Consider the following 16,058-nt stretch of genomic DNA (forward strand, 5'->3'; position numbering starts at 1 on the left):
AATCCGGCGTCCAGGATTTTACCTGGATGTTAAAAGTCGTTAGTAGTCGTTTGTGTTGTATGGTCAAGCGACTAAGCGTATACGGTGGATGCCTTGGCAGCTGGAGGCGATGAAGGACGTAGGAGCCTGCGAAAAGTCTAGGGGAGCTGGCACACAAGCTTTGATCCTAGAATGTCCGAATGGGGAAACCCACTCCTTTTAGGAGTATCCATAACTGAATACATAGGTTATGGAGGCGAACCCGGGGAACTGAAACATCTAAGTACCCGGAGGAAAAGAAATCAACCGAGATTCCCTTAGTAGCGGCGAGCGAACGGGGATTAGCCCTTAAGCTCTTTATGTTTTAGTGGAAGGTTCTGGAAAGTACCGCGATACAGGGTGATAGCCCCGTACACGAAAAGGCATTTAGAGTGAAATCGAGTAGGTCGGGACACGTGTTATCTTGACTGAATATGGGGGGACCATCCTCCAAGGCTAAATACTCCCAGCTGACCGATAGTGAACCAGTACCGTGAGGGAAAGGCGAAAAGAACCCCGGAGAGGGGAGTGAAATAGAACCTGAAACCGTATACGTACAAGCAGTAGGAGCCCTTCGGGGTGACTGCGTACCTTTTGTATAATGGGTCAGCGACTTATTGTCTGTAGCAAGGTTAACCGCTTAGGGGAGCCGTAGAGAAATCGAGTCTTAATAGGGCGTTTAGTTGCAGGCAATAGACCCGAAACCCGGCGATCTATCCATGGGCAGGTTGAAGGTTGAGTAACATCAACTGGAGGACCGAACCCACTAATGTTGAAAAATTAGGGGATGACCTGTGGATCGGAGTGAAAGGCTAATCAAGCCGGGAGATAGCTGGTTCTCCTCGAAAGCTATTTAGGTAGCGCCTCGCGTCTCACCCTCGGGGGTAGAGCACTGTTTGGGCTAGGGGGTCATCCCGACTTACCAACCCCATGCAAACTCCGAATACCGAGGAGTGCAATCGCGGGAGACACACGGCGGGTGCTAACGTCCGTCGTGGAAAGGGAAACAACCCAGACCGCCAGCTAAGGTCCCAAATATCAGTTAAGTGGGAAACGATGTGGGAAGGCCCAGACAGCTAGGAGGTTGGCTTAGAAGCAGCCATCCTTTAAAGAAAGCGTAATAGCTCACTAGTCGAGTCGGCCTGCGCGGAAGATATACCGGGGCTCAAACTGATAACCGAAGCTGCGGATGCTCTTAGGAGCATGGTAGAGGAGCGTTGTGTAAGCCGTTGAAGGTGGATCGGGAGGTCTGCTGGAGGTATCACAAGTGCGAATGCTGACATGAGTAACGATAAGGGAGGTGAAAAACCTCCCCGCCGGAAGACCAAGGGTTCCTGTCCAACGCTAATCGGGACAGGGTTAGTCGACCCCTAAGGCGAGGGCGAAAGCCGTAGTCGATGGGAAACAGGTTAATATTCCTGTACTCGCTATTACTGCGACGGAGTGACGGAGAAGGCTAGGCCAGCATGGCGATTGGTTGTCCATGTTTAAGGTTGTAGGCTGGGGACTTAGGCAAATCCGGGTCCCTAAGGCTGAGAACTGATGACGAAGCCCACTTAGTGGGTGAAGTGGTTGATGCCCTGCTTCCAGGAAAAACTTCTAAGCTTCAGGTAATAGTGAATCGTACTCTAAACCGACACAGGTGGTCAGGTAGAGAATACCAAGGCGCTTGAGAGAACTCTGGTGAAGGAACTAGGCAAAATGGTACCGTAACTTCGGGAGAAGGTACGCCGGTTTTGGTGATGGGACTTGCTCCCTAAGCTGAGGCCGGTCGAAGTGACCAGGTGGCTGCGACTGTTTATTAAAAACATAGCACTCTGCAAACTCGTAAGAGGACGTATAGGGTGTGACGCCTGCCCGGTGCCGGAAGGTTAATTGATGGGGTTAGCTTCGGCGAAGCTCTTGATCGAAGCCCCGGTAAACGGCGGCCGTAACTATAACGGTCCTAAGGTAGCGAAATTCCTTGTCGGGTAAGTTCCGACCTGCACGAATGGCGTAACGATGGCCACGCTGTCTCCACCAGAGACTCAGTGAAATTGAAATCGCTGTTAAGATGCAGTGTACCCGCGGCTAGACGGAAAGACCCCGTGAACCTTTACTACAGCTTTGCACTGAACTTTGAGCCTATTTGTGTAGGATAGGTGGGAGGCTTTGAAGCAGCGACGCTAGTTGTTGTGGAGCCGTCCTTGAAATACCACCCTGGTATGTTTGAGGTTCTAACTCTGGTCCGTTATCCGGATCGAGGACAGTGTATGGTGGGTAGTTTGACTGGGGCGGTCTCCTCCCAAAGAGTAACGGAGGAGTACGAAGGTGCACTCAGCATGGTCGGAAATCATGCAATGAGCATAATGGTATAAGTGCGCTTGACTGCGAGACAGACATGTCGAGCAGGTACGAAAGTAGGTCATAGTGATCCGGTGGTTCTGTATGGAAGGGCCATCGCTCAACGGATAAAAGGTACTCCGGGGATAACAGGCTGATACCGCCCAAGAGTTCACATCGACGGCGGTGTTTGGCACCTCGATGTCGGCTCATCACATCCTGGGGCTGAAGCCGGTCCCAAGGGTATGGCTGTTCGCCATTTAAAGTGGTACGCGAGCTGGGTTTAGAACGTCGTGAGACAGTTCGGTCCCTATCTGCCGTGGGCGTTGGAGATTTGAGAAGAGTTGCTCCTAGTACGAGAGGACCGGAGTGAACGAACCTCTGGTGTTCCGGTTGTCACGCCAGTGGCATTGCCGGGTAGCTATGTTCGGACGGGATAACCGCTGAAAGCATCTAAGCGGGAAGCCTCCTTCAAGATAAGATCTCCCTGAGGCCTTGAGCCTCCTGAAGGGCCGTGGAAGACTACCACGTTGATAGGCTGGGTGTGGAAGCGTTGTGAGGCGTTGAGCTAACCAGTACTAATTGCCCGTGCGGCTTGACCATACAACAGAGATGGTTACTAACGACTAGCTAAGCTAGCGGATTGTGAGTTAGAGACATACGATCGCTTGCGGTGTATTACTACAGATTGTTTTACCGACTTATTTGGGGTTATCGCCGGTCAATAATGACCGAGGCAAACAGCGATAACACGGCAGGCCAAGCACTTTGCTTATAAGACCAATGCCAACCCAAGCCAGTTTGCCTGACGACAATAGAGTTGTGGAACCACCTGATCCCTTGCCGAACTCAGAAGTGAAACGCAACATCGCCGATGGTAGTGTGGGGCTTCCCCATGTGAGAGTAGGTCATCGTCAGGCTTCTAATCCGAAAGGGCCACCCAACAGGGTGGCCCTTTTTTTATGGCTGAAAATATTTCAAAAAATAAAGAAAATAGAAAAGCCCCGCCCCAACATGCTGAGTTTTGCTCGCTATACAACGTAGATCTCGGCACGTTCAATAGCTGATTAACAATCTAAAAGCTCTGACTTGTATCAAGAAAATTCAAGGAAAAAATTTATAAATCACATTAATTTCTTAGCGGTCAATTTTTTATAGAACAATGGTGCAAGATGGATGTAAAAAACTTGATTTTATTCCATTGATTCTGGATAGTCGCCCGTTGCCTCTTCTTGCTCACTGAGATGATGCTTTTTTGAGCAACTCTTGCGCTAGATACCATAGGTGCAAAAGTTGACTTCTGGCTTGGGTGAGTAGTCGATGATGGCTAAAGACGCATTAAGCCATATCGGGAAAAACTATAAATACCCGATTGAGAGATGATGGCTACTGCCGCTGGGCGCTAAAAATATTGAAGGAAATTTAGATGCACATTCTTACGCTGTACCAATCAATTTTGCGATGGCTTCTATTGATGACCGTTGCTGTTTCACTGACCGCTTGCGGCGGCGGTGGTAGTGCCGGTGGCGATGATGGCGGTACCACGCCGGAACCAGTCTCTTATAGCATTGATGTCGAGCTACGTGACTTAGAAACTGGTGAGATTCTCCAAAATCCAAATCCAGAAGAGCCGGTGCTTGTCCAAGTTACGGTCAAACTTGACAATGGAGATCCTGTTGCTTCTGACAATATTACAGTCACAACAACTTTAGGTGAGTTGACCCCTAGTAGTGGAGTTGTGACGACTAATGACAGTGGCGTTGCAACTTTAGAGTTGGATGTTGAAGGGCAGGAAGTAGGGAGTGCTGGAGAAGTTATTGTAACCTATGATAGCACCAGTACGGATCAGAACCCTTACTCGCCGCTCACATTCACAGTTCAAGAGCCCGAATTGCAATTGGGTTATTTAGATGGCAATCAGCAGTTTGTAACTGGTGAGCTGGATATTACTGTCCAGAATTTATCCTCTAGAGGCACCACGCCTGTTAGCGTCTACGTACAAGGTCCTGATGGCGACCTCTACTCGAAGCGAATGGAAGTGGAATTCTCAAGCAATTGCAGTTTGAGTCTACCAGCTGTTGCAACCCTTGACTCCCCGGTTACGACTATAGAAGGTAAGGCTACCTCAACATATACGGCTGCGGGCTGTGAGGGTGAGGATAGTATTACGGCAGCATTAGTGAATTATCCGAGCATATCGGCTAGCGGAAAGCTTGATGTGAAGGCTGCAGAGGTTGGCTCTATTGAGTTTGTAGGCGCAGATCCTAGGATAATCTCTATTAAAGGTACTGGCGGTAAGGAAACATCAACGCTGCTTTTTCAGGTTTTAAGCATGGATGACCTGCCAATAAGTGGAGTTGAAGTTAATTTTGCTTTGTCCACAGAAGTAGGTGATGCAACTCTTACTAACGATTCCGGTACGACTAATGCGGATGGTGAAGTAACGGCACTGGTTTCTTCTGGTACTGTGGCGACGCCGGTTTCAGTAGTAGCCTCCATAACCGTCGATGGGGAGGAGGTTGCATCCACCGTATCTGATGAGTTGGTGGTCTCTGTAGGTATCCCTGACCAAAATTCTTTTGATGTGGCTGCTACTGTTTTAAACCCAGGTGGCGATACCTTTAACGGCGCAACCTCAACAATTACTGTTTACGCTGGTGATGCCTTTAATAATAAGGTTCCCGATGGAACTGCAATTACTTTTACAACAGAGTATGGACGTATAACTGGATCTTGCACCACGATTGATGGCAACTGCTCAGTAGATTGGACTAGTCAGGACCCCCGCAAGCCCGAGTCCTATACATTTGTTGGTGTTGACGGTCAAACCCATTCGGTTCGAACCATTAATAACACGATCTGCCCCGAAACTGGGTTTTTGGGTGCTCCATGCCCGGTGTCTTTAGGGCAGCCGTATGGAGCTCGCTCAACAATTCTCGCATATGCGTTTGGGCAAGAAACTTTTACTGATGCCAACGGTAATGGACGCTTTGATACTGGCGAAGACTTTACCGATTTACCAGAGGCATTTTTGGACCACAATGAAGATGGAGAGTTCGGGAACTCTGGCAACGCTGGTAGTTGCTACCCAGATTGCCCCGAGGTGGCTGGCGATGAAGACTGGCCTGCTGATTTGAACAATAATGGAGTCTACGATCAGGGTAATGGCATTTACAATGGTGTTCTCTGTTCAGATGAGGCTGAGGCAGATGGAAGTTGCTCTAAAGAGCTGATTCATGTACGTAAGCAGGTAGAGCTCCTGGTTTCGGGAGATCAGCCATACGGGATATTTGAAACCGCTGCTGGTGATTTCCTTGATCAGCCTCATATCGATATTTCTAGCGATGAAACTGGAACAGTAAATTTCTATCTTTCTGATATTTACAACGGCCGCTTACCTCTGGGGACGACGGTTAATATTGAATCGGATTATTGCGAAGTGTGGCCTGAGGCCTGGGCAGTTGGAAATACTAGCGCCCAAGGGCCTAGCATAGTTGACATCACCGTGAATGCTCCTAATGGCGCCGTACCAGAGGGGGCTGATTTCGTAAAGGTTACGGTTAATGTTCCAGCGCAAGAAGGCAGTTCGGGCGCTGGCGCAAGTAGTCGCTTTCAATTCTCATGCGCCTACGACCTGTGTGTTAACTCGCCAGATGATTCTCGATGTGAATAAGGTGGCGTGATCACGACTTTGATATCTACCGGGCCGCAATAGCGGCCCGGTTTCATTTCGGAGAGGCAAAATTGAGGTTTGCCACAAATTAGTTTTCTTCAACCTTAGTCAGCGGGAAATGTGATAATGAATTTTGGGACTAGTGCAGCTTAGACCTCGTTGTGCCTGGAAAGTTTAATGGATAGATTTGCTTCATGGGTGCATGTGGCACCTTTCTAGAGCATCCTCATTCTTTCCCCAGCTTTTTCAGTGGGAAACAATTGTTTCTTCTACCTCTAGATTGTTGGCTCTGGTGCCAAAAAGCTTGTCTAGTTCCCATTCTTTGATTGCAGCAGCGACAAATGTCGATGTAAGAGACTGAAATGAGAATTGGGCGGTAAGATTGGTCAAAACCGGTAAAAGGAGAATTGCCAGTGAATGGGCTAGGACGCATTTTAATAATTTTAATGGTTTCCGGGAGTTTGGGTGTAATTAATGGTTGCACCGAGGACAAGAAAGCGATTGTAGAGGGGAGGGTAGCTGATCAGCATGCTGTCGCTGCGAGAATAGGCGGGAAGGAAGTTACTGTACAAGAACTGGACAGAGATCTTCAGTTTGTTTTGTACGATATCGCGGAGATGGAACACAAGCTGCGCCTGAATAAGCTTCATGAATTTATTTCTGACACCTCAGAGGCTGGTACAGATGTTGAAATTCTTCTGCCTGTTCCTAAGCCGCCGCGTATAGAGCTCTCCTATGAGAAAAGGGCTGTACGTGGTAATCCTGAAGCGCCTGTAACAGTAGCCGTTTTTTGTTCTTTTCAGTCTCCTCACTGTAAGTCTTTCCAGCCTGTACTGAGGCAGTTACTAAATGAATATCCTGGTTGGGTGCGGCAGGTTAATTTTGATTTTCCCTTAAAGTTTCACCGCGAGGGCGTTAGGGCGGCAGTTTCCGCTCGATGTGCTGGGGATCAAGATACTTTCTGGGAGTACCACGATGCCCTTTATGCAAGAACTCCAAATTTAGGAGGTAGCGCATACATTCAGACGGCCAAGCACTTGTCAGTTGATAGCGCTTACTTTGCAAGTTGTGTAGAAGGTGAAAGTTACAGGGCGCTAGTCCTCAAGGATCAAGAAACAGCTTTACAGCTGGGGCTCAAAAACGTACCGGTGGTTTTTATCAATGGGCTCTACTTAAAGGGGAAGCGATCCTTTGAGCAGTATTCTTATTGGGTAGAAAGGGAGTTGGCGAAACTTAATATAGATCAAAAACAAAAGCATACCTGGGAGCAACAGAGAAATAGTAAAAATAGACTTCCCGTAACGAATCTTCCTCTTGCACTATTGGGTATTAGTGAGTCGAGCATAGAAAGTAAGTCTAAAGCTCTAGTAGAAGTAGAGGGGCAGAAGGCTCGATATTATTCCTTGGGACAGCCACTTCTCAAAGATGTTTCCTTGAGAAGTTTGGAGGGTAACTATGCTGTTATTAACAATCAGGGCACACTGGAGCGTTTATTGCTTCAAGGGGAGGAAGGTAATAGGGTGTCTTTAACTTATTCTCGTCAGCACACTGAGGAGCTGCGCCAGCGCATTGAACAGCCTCATGGTGAGAAAGGAAAAAAATTAATTGAGCCTGCGGGAGTGTTGACTCTTGGACAAGAGTGGCTATCGAAACAGCTTGAGCAGCGCGAATCCTTAGAGGCCAAGTTTACCAAGGCGGAATTAGAAGTTGAAGGGCACCATTTGATACGTCTGGAGGGTGTGGCTGGCAATGAATTTTTTACTGCGTTGGGGTTTGAGGATAATGATGTGCTATTGAGAGTCAACGATAGTTGGGTTCACAGTGGTCAAAATGGGTTGTGGAGTGCCCTTGCCAGTGGAAAGGTAATAGATGTAGCTTTTATGAGGAAAGGTCTGCCACACCGATTACAGTATGTGGTTGAAGAGCTTGGCTACTTTGAAGAAAAGTCAAAATAGCCAGTTGTACGAGGGGGCGTTGGTCATCACTAGGGTTGTATAAATGGTGATAACGTAGCTAGCAGGACAGTTGTTAAAAACAGTTCCGCAAGGCCAATACCCCTTGTCCGGCAAGTTGGAGTGTTTATTTTGGGGGCTTTGATGTTAAAAGAACCATTCAATTAAAAAGCTGCCTAGTTTATCAATGTTGCAGGCTTAAATTTCAGGAGGGTAGTCTAAAAGCAGTTGCTAACTCAATTTGTGTAATAGTGAAACATTGGTGATGATGGTTGAAATAGTGAGAAAAGCTAGTTGGTGCATTTTACGCCAACGTTAAAGCTGTAAACAAAAGACATATCACTATTGCCCAGCTCTTCTTCTAAGGCCGGATCAAATATAAACTTACTTTTAAAAAGATCGGGAATTCTTCTCTTTGTAATAAAGTGGCGCATACATAATATACAGTTTTCATTGCCAGCTGAGTGTATTGAGTTTAGTAGGGAAATGAAGTTTTCTTCGTTGAGATAAGCGGAAACGTCAGAAATCGAAAATTTGTCAATCTTGGTTTCTAGTCGATCTAAATATGTTTCTAGTGGTGATGTTACTGTTTCTATGATGGAGTTATTTAATGCATCCTTTATTGCCGGATAATTTTTTTTCTCTAAATATAAAGGTAGTCCATGTTCTGGGTTATATTTTCCTGTTAATAAGAAAGTCATAAAGAAATTTTCAAGGATCAGGTGGTTCATTAGGGAGTGATCCATCCTGCTTATCAAATACTTGGGAATCGATACTTGTTGAGGGACATGCTGGTAGAATCCGGGATCTTTCAGGAAAAGCCTGAAGATAGACTCGCTGGTTAGAAAGTGCAAAAAGTGTTTCCAGGCTGGGGTATTCCATTTTTGCTCAACAAATTTACGTTGCTCTTCAATGTTCTTGAATGTGACTAACGTTCTTATCTTGCTTGGGCGAATAGTTTTAATGATGGCACTAATCAATTTAAAGTGTTTCTCAAAGGCTCCTTCGAAGATAGCTCCCCTCTTGATTGTTTTTGTATTTTCTGTCCAAAATGATTCTGCTTCTTTTGAGAGGTGATGTTTTACTTTGTTGTAAGTATGCAATCTTTTATTGCATGGAAGAATCCCTATAAATTTCAGGAAATTCTCATAATTTAACTCCTGTATTCCGGCTTTTTTAAGTTCTAAGAGGTGGTTTTGGCAAGGGTTTAGATCGATTGCGGTTATTTTTTTAGGTTTGTCTAACAAGAGGCTTAATACGCGATCTCCGCCGCCAGTAACACATAAAATATTGTCGTTTTCATTTATATTTAAGGCTTTTAATTCGGATCTGGAGTCTTCATTTGGGCCGGAGTAACTGATTCTGTTTGCGTAAGTGGATTGTAATATGTCATTGGGGCTATTCATGATATGTTTGATTGGGGGGTTGTTTCAATAACTTGTTTGGTTTAAAAAGTAGTCCACAATCTTGGTTAGGTAGCTATTGCTATTGCACCATTGGTTTTGTACCGGGTGGCCTAATACTCTTTGGCTATTTTTACTACAAAATCTAAAGTCACTGTTCAAAAAGGGACCGTTTTGCATTCTATTAATGATCTTAAGTAGGCGCTTTTCCAATTCAGACAAGTTATTTAATGCTGTGTGATCATCTTGGAGCTGTCTTAGGTCTAGATTAAAGTAAATCCGATTAAATTGAACAAAATCATCGATTGTCATTGGCTTGGAATCTGCAATGTTAAAATATTGACTTGCTGTGGTTTCATGGTTGTCTGAGATGTTTAATATCGCATCGCAACAAACATCTACAGGGATAATGTTAATGGGTCGACCTGAAAGATATTTTAAATGAATGGGTAGTTTTACATTTTTTTCTTTTAATCGATTTAGCAGCTTCACATATTCATAGTAGCCGGACTGGGAATTTGTATAGCCGGTCACTGAGTCACCTAAAACAATCGTAGGCCTGTAAATCGTATACTGTAGGTTTTTGGATGCCGCGATTAAGTTCTCTGCCATATTTTTAGTGTAATCATAGGCGTTAAAAAACTCTTTTGGCTGATAGAGGGTCTCCTCGATTCTCTCCCCGTTGGCGTAGTCTTTACCACCAATAAAGCTAGTCGATATTTGATTGAGTCGACATCTGGTTGTTACCGCGATGTCAATGAGTCGCTTTACACCATTGACGTTAGTATTCATACTTTGCTGCAGATTGCTAAAGCTGTAACGCATATCTGCTGCACAATTCCATATGGAGTCAATGTGTAAGGAGCATAACTGGCTGTAAGATGTAGAAGACAGCCCCAAGCTGGGTTTGTTCAAGTCACCTGATATGATTGTAAGCCGATTGAAGTCATTCTCTGTGAGCTTATAAATAGGATTGACAGCGCTATTTTTTTGCTTGAGTTGTTCGAGTCGATTGTGGATATTACTTCGAGCAATCAAAACTACATTGAAGCCTTTTCTTAATAATCCCCACGTCAAGTATTGGCCTATAAAGCCAAAGCCACCGACAATGAGCTGTATTCTTTTTAATTCTTTTATTTTAGAAAATTTTTTCAAAACATATTGATCTTGACTTATTAAATTATGCGAATCAGTCATGGGGTTGAAGTGGGATTTTTCTATAGGCTAAGTAGTATTGCTCTTCCATTAAATTATTTATGGTTGCTGCTTTTTTTATTAAAAAATACAAGATATGTACTAAAGCAGATTTTTTCACAAGGGCGCCTGTTGCTGAAGTAGCGAGATTGTTCATCCGGTTTCAGAGGTTAATAGGCTGTAGGTAAAATTAGAAAGTAGTATTGAGCGGTAGACACAGCACAACGTGATTGTCCATGGTGATAGTTGTACCACTAATTCCAACTATGGAGTTTCAGTTGGGTATCGTAGAATAATTGTAGTAGATCTGAGTAGATCGTTCATATATTGACTGCATATCCATTTGTCCCAGCAGTCGAGATCAAGAATAATTCAGGTGCTTCTCCTTGAGCCTTAAGTGTATTAATTTCTTGTCCATAATTGCTTATGGAAGGCTTGGTGTTTATTGTAAAAGAAACTTTCACTAAACCGATTTTCATACTTGTTTAATTCGGATAAATAATCTTCTAGGTTCATGGTGGCCTGAGTGGTTTGTCGAGGTTATAGTATGTGCGGGCTAGTAAAATTTGAATAAACTGGTTTTACGAGATCGCTCTCAATTAGCTTAAGGGACTATTTTCTCTTGTGACTGGAATGGGGTGAGGAGTGCTCTTGCCAGTGGAAAAGTAATTGATGTCGCCTTTATGAGAAAGGGTTTGCCGCATAGATTGCAGTATGTGGTTGAAGAGAGTGCTTACTTTGATGAGGATTTAGGTAAGTGAATTGATTAGGGCCCGCGGTACTTTATCGCGAGCCCTGAATTTACCGAGCAGTAAAAGTTACTTATTTATCTGGATTTCCTTGCCACAGTAGGTCAGCGACAACATTTTGCCCTTGAATGCTTGGGTGGAAACAATCTCCACCATCAATATCGTCTTTATTGAATTGAAAAGTCCCGGCATTTAATTCACTCTCGCCGGTATATTCAGCAACAACTTCTACCCCATTCATTCCATTGTAACTTTCTGCTTCCTCAACAAGGATTTCGTTATAACGTTGTTGGGCTGCGGCTATTCCGTTATAACGAGTAGCAAAGCTCTCTCCATTCATCGAGCCGCCATTTGTTGCAATTCGGCAGATTCCGAAAGTCGACCAGACACTCTCGCAATCTACGCGGGAATTACCGCTTTGCTTATCCAGACCCGCTGCCCGGAGATCGTGTACTCGTGGTACTGAGCCGAGTACTATCGTTGAGCCGTTTGGGAGACCATCGACTAATTTGTCCAGTCCAGCTTGAACTGCCGAGCGCCACTCGCTATCGGTGTAGAGTGGATCGTTACAGTTGGCTGGATCGACGCATTCCCGGTTACAGATGTCATTACCACCCAATACTACCTCGACATGATCAGGTAAATTACTTTGGGATAGAATCCGATCGGCTTGAGTGGAGAAATTGTCGCCTCCACTACGCATCTCAGCACCGGATTCCGCTGCGCTTTTATTGGCAGCCATATTGGGGTAGTTAACTTTATATTTATCGTGAACACTCTCCACTGAATTGTCGTCGCCGTCAAACCAGGAATGCTCGGGTTGGTCTCCGCCGAGAAGACAAAACAGGTCCCAGAAATACTTATTGCGGGTACAGTCTGCACCGAATGCCATGGTAATACTGTCACCCGCAGCAACAGACTTGGAGGGGGCTGCCATTGCTGGCTGTATCGACAAGATGCCCAAACAGAGCGTTACTAGAACTCCATATTTATTCAACATTGTATTTTCTCCCACACCGACTTTCGCCGTAAGTTGTTATCGTTTTATTCACTGCTCCGGTAAACGAGAAGGAGTGTAGGACGCACTCAGATATTGTGGGTGGTGAATGCTTGAGACCCTTTGGTCAGTTATCAATAAATTGAAGTCTGTTGGAGTTTTGTCGCCAAGAGCATTGATTACTTTATTGGCGTTTCAAAGCTTTAGTTTTTCTGGCACAGTTTTATGCCATCTGTTCTTCTTCTGGTGCTTCCACTATACTGCGCTCTACTTGTCGGAGTGCCTGTGGGCTGAGATCGCTGTTGCGAGATCCGTTGAACCTGATCGGGGTAACCCCCGCGTAGGGAACAAGATCTGAAGTCGCCTGTTTTGTTACAGCTTGGCGTCTTTTCTCTTTGTATGTGCCCTGGATGCTGCGACCTTTAAATTCCCAGGTTTTAAGGTTACGCATGTCTGAGATCATTGAACAATCCGGTAAAGCCGGAAAGTCCTCCCGCGCTGCCAGTCGCGATTCCGCTAAAGAATTTCTTGAGAACCTCACGGTTCAGTCTTTCCCCAACTCGAGCAAGGTGTATTTGCCCGGTGAAACTGCCGACATCCAGGTTGGTGCTCGTCAGATCTGTCTGGGAGATAGTTTGGTAGGGGGGGATGCAGAGAATCCGGTGTTTGAACCCAATGAGCCCCTCACCATTTACGACACTTCGGGCCCCTATTCCGAGCCCAATTTTAAAGTGGACGTACGGGAAGGGCTGCCCAAGTTGCGCCAGGGCTGGATAGAGGCCCGCAGAGATACGGAACTGCTGGACTCTCGCCAAGCGGCCTACAGCCAGAAGCGTATGGCGGACCAGGGGCTGGATCATATCCGCTTTGAAAACCTTCCCAGCCCTCGCCGGGCCAAACCGGGACAGAATGTATCTCAGATGCACTATGCCCGCCGCGGCATTATTACCCCAGAGATGGAATTTATTGCAGTGCGCGAAAATATGGGGCGAGCCAAGTTGGCAGCGGAAATGAGTGAAAGTGAATACCAGAAGGCACGTGATGGTATTTACATCCCCGAGCAAATCACGCCGGAATTTGTGCGCCGGGAAGTTGCAGAAGGGCGGGCAATTATCCCGGCGAATATTAATCACCCGGAAGTGGAGCCGATGATTATCGGGCGCAACTTCCTGTGCAAGGTGAATGCAAATATTGGTAATTCTGCTGTGACTTCTTCCATTGAAGAGGAAGTGGAGAAACTGGTTTGGTCTACCAAGTGGGGCGCGGACACGGTGATGGATCTGTCTACCGGTGCCAATATCCACGAAACCCGCGAGTGGATTCTGCGAAACTCGCCAGTGCCCATCGGTACTGTGCCGATTTACCAGGCGCTGGAGAAAGTAAACGGAATTGCTGAAGATCTTAACTGGGATGTGTTCCGCGACACCTTGATTGAGCAGGCGGAGCAGGGGGTGGATTACTTCACTATTCATGCTGGCGTGCTTTTGCGCTATGTGCCGCTCACTGCCAAACGTATGACCGGGATTGTCTCTCGCGGTGGTTCCATTATGGCCAAGTGGTGCCTCGCCCATCATAAAGAGAATTTCCTCTATACCCACTTCGAGGAAATCTGCGAGATTATGAAGGCTTACGATGTGAGCTTTAGTCTCGGCGATGGCCTGCGCCCGGGCTCAATTGCGGATGCTAACGATGAAGCCCAGTTTGGCGAGCTGCACACGCTTGGCGAGCTGACTGAAATTGCCTGGAAGCACGATGTTCAGACGATGATCGAAGGCCCCGGCCATGTGGCTATCCATAAGATCAAAGAAAATATGGATGAGCAGCTGAAGCACTGCCACGGCGCACCTTTCTACACTCTAGGTCCATTGACCACGGATATTGCTCCCGGCTACGACCACATTACTTCCGGCATCGGCGCTGCACTTATCGGCACCTACGGTTGCGCCATGCTCTGCTATGTGACCCCCAAAGAGCACCTGGGTCTACCCAATAAAGAGGATGTTAAAGAGGGCCTTATGGCCTATAAGATTGCGGCTCATGCCGCAGACTTGGCCAAAGGGCATCCGCGGGCACAGAAGCGCGATGACGCCCTGTCAAAAGCCCGCTTTGAATTCCGTTGGGAAGATCAGTTCAATCTCGGCTTGGACCCGGAGCGGGCACGCACCTATCACGATGAAACCTTGCCAAAGGAATCCGGCAAGGTAGCTCACTTCTGCTCCATGTGCGGCCCGAAATTCTGCTCCATGAAAATTACCCAGGATGTGCGCGATTATGCGGCCAAGCAGGAAGCGGCACAGGGCATGGAGGAAATGTCGATTAAATTTAAGGACATGGGTAGCGAGATTTATCACAAGGGCTGATGAGTATTTTGGGGGAGAGTCCTCTCCCCCAAGAATCGGATAGCAAAAGTACGGCGAGTGCGTAGAGCTTATCGCCGGGTGTCGATTTGGATTTGCGAAGATAGGTGGTCTGTGACAAGCGAAACCAAAGCCAAAGTAGCTATTGCCGGTGGCGGCCTGTTAGGTCGCTTGCTCGCCTGGCGGCTCTGCCAACGGGAACTGGATATTACCCTGTTTGAAGCGGGTGATCTGTCGGCACCAGTCGGGGGAGCCTGCTGGACGGCAGCGGGAATGATCTCACCACTATCGGAATTGGTGCACAGCGATAAACAGGTTTACAACCTGGGGCTGAAAAGCCTTGAGCTTTGGTCTGAGTGGGCTCGGCAGCTGGAGGAGCAGAGTGGGCGGGACGTGGAATACCGCCGAGCGGGCTCAGTGCTGGTTGCTCACGGCAAGGATAAAAGTGAGCTGCTGCAATTCCTGCGAGAGCTGCAGGGCAAGTTGGGCGAGTCTGCCAGGGAGCAGGTGCAGCCTCTCGATTGCAATACTTTAGCGAAATTAGAGCCCTCCTTACACGGCTTTGAACAGGGGCTTTACCTGCGGGGTGAGGCGGATATCAATAATCACCGCCTACTGCCCGCGTTACTCAGCGTATTGCGCCGAGGTGCAGTCACTCTGCGAGAGCAAAGCAAGGTAAATTGCGAAGCCGGGTATATCTCTGTGAACTCGGAGTGCGAACAATTTGATTGCGTGATCGACTGCCGTGGTCTCGGTGCCAAGGGGCAGATTGAAGGCTTACGCGGTGTCCGTGGTGAGGTGATGGTGGTGGAATCCCGGGAAGTGGTTTTGCAGCGTCCAGTGCGACTGCTCCACCCGCGCTATAAGCTCTATGCCGTACCCCGAAGCGATGGGCGCACAGTAATTGGTGCTACGGAAATTGAGAGCGAAGACCAGTCGCCCATTTCCGTGCGCTCCAGTATGGAATTGTCTTCCGCGCTTTACTCCCTCAACCCGGCTTTTGCCGAGGCTCGTATTGTTGAGACCCGCGTAAATTGTCGCCCCGCCACTATGGATAATATGCCTTATATTCACAGCGAGGATGGGCTGATTAGGGTGAATGGCCTTTACCGTCACGGTTATCTTTTAGCGCCGGCAGTAGTGGAGCAAGTGGAGAATCAAGTGGCACAACAACTGTTACAGGTGGTTTGATGCAGGTACTAATTAATGGGGAAACACAGCGCCTTGAACCCCCGCTAAAACTCTCTGCGCTTTTACAGCAGCTCGGCTATCGCGGAGAAACATTTGCCGTTGCGATCAACGGTGGATTTATTCCCCGTACGGAATATAGCAATACACAGATAAATAACGGCGATAGCCTGGATATTGTTGCTCCGGTAGTGGGGGGGTAAAG

The 16,058-nt window shown here is 47.0% G+C and carries 9 protein-coding genes, 2 rRNA genes and 1 riboswitch; of the genes, 7 read left to right on the forward strand and 4 right to left on the reverse strand.

The genetic code is table 11. The annotated features are described in order from the left end of the window. Positions 1-61: 61 nt before the first annotated feature. The 4 genes from ACJJIN_RS00640 (at position 62) to ACJJIN_RS00655 (ending at position 7,968) form a co-directional block, all read left to right on the forward strand. A 23S ribosomal RNA gene (locus ACJJIN_RS00640) occupies positions 62-2,943 on the forward strand. Positions 2,944-3,144: 201 nt separating this feature from the next. Then, positions 3,145-3,260: ribosomal RNA gene (gene rrf, locus ACJJIN_RS00645) — 5S ribosomal RNA — on the forward strand. Positions 3,261-3,766: 506 nt separating this feature from the next. Next, positions 3,767-6,013, forward strand: a complete 2,247-nt coding sequence (locus ACJJIN_RS00650) for a hypothetical protein (protein WP_444896483.1) — start codon at positions 3,767-3,769, stop codon at positions 6,011-6,013. A 413-nt stretch (positions 6,014-6,426) separates the two neighbouring features. Continuing rightward, positions 6,427-7,968, forward strand: a complete 1,542-nt coding sequence (locus tag ACJJIN_RS00655; protein WP_444896484.1) for a thioredoxin domain-containing protein — start codon at positions 6,427-6,429, stop codon at positions 7,966-7,968. A 287-nt stretch (positions 7,969-8,255) separates the two neighbouring features. On the opposite strand, the gene ACJJIN_RS00660 is transcribed toward ACJJIN_RS00655, so the two are convergent. The 4 genes from ACJJIN_RS00660 to ACJJIN_RS00675 all read right to left on the reverse strand — a co-directional run bounded on the left by ACJJIN_RS00660 (position 8,256) and on the right by ACJJIN_RS00675 (position 12,311). Beyond that, complete coding sequence (locus tag ACJJIN_RS00660) at positions 8,256-9,371, reverse strand: DUF3419 family protein (RefSeq protein WP_444896485.1); 1,116 nt, start codon at positions 9,369-9,371, stop codon at positions 8,256-8,258. 24 nt (positions 9,372-9,395) lie between these two features. Continuing rightward, positions 9,396-10,523 (reverse strand): SDR family oxidoreductase, encoded by a 1,128-nt coding sequence (locus tag ACJJIN_RS00665; RefSeq protein WP_444896486.1) that lies wholly within the window; start codon positions 10,521-10,523, stop codon positions 9,396-9,398. A gap of 34 nt (positions 10,524-10,557) precedes the next feature. After that, a complete protein-coding gene (locus tag ACJJIN_RS00670; protein ID WP_444896487.1) occupies positions 10,558-10,683 on the reverse strand; it encodes a hypothetical protein in 126 nt (41 codons plus the stop codon). 701 nt (positions 10,684-11,384) lie between these two features. After that, positions 11,385-12,311, reverse strand: coding sequence for an SGNH/GDSL hydrolase family protein (locus tag ACJJIN_RS00675; RefSeq protein WP_444896488.1), 927 nt, complete (start codon positions 12,309-12,311; stop codon positions 11,385-11,387). Positions 12,312-12,573: 262 nt separating this feature from the next. After that, positions 12,574-12,672: riboswitch (TPP riboswitch) on the forward strand. Between the two features lie 85 nt (positions 12,673-12,757). Between ACJJIN_RS00675 and thiC the strand changes: the two genes are divergently transcribed. The 3 genes from thiC to thiS all read left to right on the forward strand — a co-directional run bounded on the left by thiC (position 12,758) and on the right by thiS (position 16,056). Next, on the forward strand, positions 12,758-14,668 hold the full coding sequence (gene thiC / locus ACJJIN_RS00680) for a phosphomethylpyrimidine synthase ThiC (RefSeq protein ID WP_444896489.1): 1,911 nt from the start codon (positions 12,758-12,760) through the stop codon (positions 14,666-14,668). 111 nt (positions 14,669-14,779) lie between these two features. Continuing rightward, complete coding sequence (thiO, locus tag ACJJIN_RS00685) at positions 14,780-15,856, forward strand: glycine oxidase ThiO (protein WP_444896490.1); 1,077 nt, start codon at positions 14,780-14,782, stop codon at positions 15,854-15,856. Continuing rightward, entirely contained in the window at positions 15,856-16,056 is a 201-nt protein-coding gene (gene thiS, locus ACJJIN_RS00690; protein WP_444896491.1) for a sulfur carrier protein ThiS, read from the forward strand. The genes thiO and thiS overlap by 1 nt, the downstream gene beginning before the upstream one ends. The last annotated feature ends 2 nt before the right edge of the window (positions 16,057-16,058 follow it).

The sequence above is a fragment of the Microbulbifer maximicatervae (SeqCode) genome (assembly GCF_052467505.1).

What these genes read in the sequence shown, in the direction of transcription:
- ACJJIN_RS00650 (WP_444896483.1), top strand. Translation starts at nt 3,767, where the DNA reads ATGCACATTCTTACGCTGTACCAATCAATTTTGCGATGGCTTCTATTG.
- thiS (WP_444896491.1), top strand. Translation starts at nt 15,856, where the DNA reads ATGCAGGTACTAATTAATGGGGAAACACAGCGCCTTGAACCCCCGCTA.
- ACJJIN_RS00675 (WP_444896488.1), bottom strand. Translation starts at nt 12,311, where the DNA reads ATGTTGAATAAATATGGAGTTCTAGTAACGCTCTGTTTGGGCATCTTG.
- thiC (WP_444896489.1), top strand. Translation starts at nt 12,758, where the DNA reads ATGTCTGAGATCATTGAACAATCCGGTAAAGCCGGAAAGTCCTCCCGC.
- ACJJIN_RS00660 (WP_444896485.1), bottom strand. Translation starts at nt 9,371, where the DNA reads ATGAATAGCCCCAATGACATATTACAATCCACTTACGCAAACAGAATC.